This window comes from Bradyrhizobium sp. P5_C11_2 (genome assembly GCF_054049755.1).
In genome coordinates, this window is sequence record NZ_JBFULT010000909.1 from 1 (window position 1) to 1,783 (window position 1,783).

The 1,783-nt window shown below is 57.5% G+C and carries 2 protein-coding genes; both read right to left on the minus strand.

Translation table 11 applies throughout. The features are described 5' to 3' along the window. The coding region (locus ACXJL8_RS40155) for a GntR family transcriptional regulator (protein WP_456686938.1) at positions 1-624 on the minus strand (624 nt) is incomplete at its 3' end. Positions 625-721: 97 nt separating this feature from the next. Continuing rightward, positions 722-1,639 carry an amino acid ABC transporter substrate-binding protein gene (locus tag ACXJL8_RS40160; RefSeq protein ID WP_456621345.1) on the minus strand — a complete coding sequence of 306 codons (918 nt, stop codon included), beginning with the start codon at positions 1,637-1,639 and terminating at the stop codon, positions 722-724. Positions 1,640-1,783 lie beyond the last annotated feature (144 nt).

Below are 1,783 nucleotides of genomic sequence, written 5' to 3' on the forward strand. Positions count from 1 at the left end.
GGCCCAATGCTCGCGGTTCGGCTGCTGCTTGCCCGCCGCCAACGAGACCTGCAGCCTGACGAAGCGGCTGACATGCCCATAGTTTAATTCGATCATCGATAGCAGCTTCGGGCGATTGCAGGGAACGTACAGCGTTTCGTGAAACCGCCAGTTCATCTCGCCCCATTTCTGGGGTTCCGGCTCGTTGTCATAGCCACCGAGAATCTCAGCAGCGGAATCGAGATCGGCATCGACCATGTTCGGAATGGCAAGCTTGAGCGCGCGGCATTCCAGACCGATCCGGATCTCCAGCAGCTCCAGCACGTCTTCCAGCGAGACCGACGATACCGCGGCGCCCCGATTCGGGTGCAACGTAACGAGGCCTTCGCTTTCCAACTGTCGAAGAGCTTCGCGAACCGGGATACGGCTTGTCCCGAAACGGCTGGCGAGTTCATCCTGGCGCAGCTGCATGCCGGCAGCCAGTTCGCCGCTGAAGATGGCCTTGCGCAGCGCATCCCTCACCAAATCCGGTGTGGACGCTACGCGGCCATCGCTCGTAGCGGTGCTCGGCTTGTCCGGCGGGGTGCCTGGACGCAGACCTTTCTTGGGTGAGGTTCGGGTTTTCATGACAGGCGTGACAGCCAATCGCCCTCGTTGCCGCACAATCGCGACCGTCCCCGTATAAAATCAGCCCACGAATTGCGCAAGAGAACCTCCGAACCTGCTCAAACGAACTGAACACCTATTGATAAGATGCCGGATCGGCCGAGTCGCTCGGGCGCTGAACGACCTTCTTCAGTGCTGCGCTCATCGGAAGGTTGAGATTGATATTGCGCGGCGGGATCGGCGTCTCGAACCATTTGCGGTAGATGCGCTCAAAATCACCGGAGCTGAAGAGATCACCAAGCGTGGCATCCACCAACTGCTTGAAGCCGGGATCGTCGCGCCGCATCATGATCGCGTACGGCTCCACCGAGAGAAAATCTTTCGAAATCTGATAGAGCGATGGATCATGCGAGTTGGCGATCAAACCGGCAAGCAAGACGTCATCCATCACGAAGGCAGACGCACGATCGGTCGAAACCATCAGGAAAGCCTCTGCGTGATCCTTCGCCGGAACGATGGTCATACCGAGGTTGTTTCGGACGTTGAGTTCGTTGAGCAACCGCAGGCTTGTGGTACCGGCAGTCGAGACGACGGTGCGTCCCTTGAGATCGTCGAAGCGACCGATACCCGCCGATTTCTTCGAGACGAAGTTGCTGGTCGTCAAATAGGTTGTCGACGAAAATGCCACCTGCGTCTGCCGCTCGGCCGTGTTCGTCGTGGACCCGCACTCGATATCGACGGTGCCGTTGGCGAGCAGCGGAATTCGCGTTGCTGATGTCACTGGCAGATACTTGACCTGAAGATCGGGTCGATTGGTCAGGGTCTTAATCCGGTCGACGATGCGCGAGCAGAGATCGACCGAGAAGCCGACCACATGTTGCGCGTCGTCGAAATACGAGAATGGGATCGACGTATCGCGGTGGCCAAGGGTGAGGACGCCGCTGCTTGCGATCCTGTCCAGCGTATCGGACTTACTTTGCGCAGACAGGGGACACGCTGGTGAGAGGGAGAGAAACGCCAAACAAATCAAAACATTAGATCCGACATTACGCATATTTGCCGCCTTTTTGGATACACAATGTCTTTATTGTATACGATATAGTTCTATATTATACAATGGCCGCGCGCGCCGTGGTGAAGTCGGCAGCGCTTGCGAAACGCGGAGCGGCCTGTCCGGCTCAAGACGAAAGGGAAGATC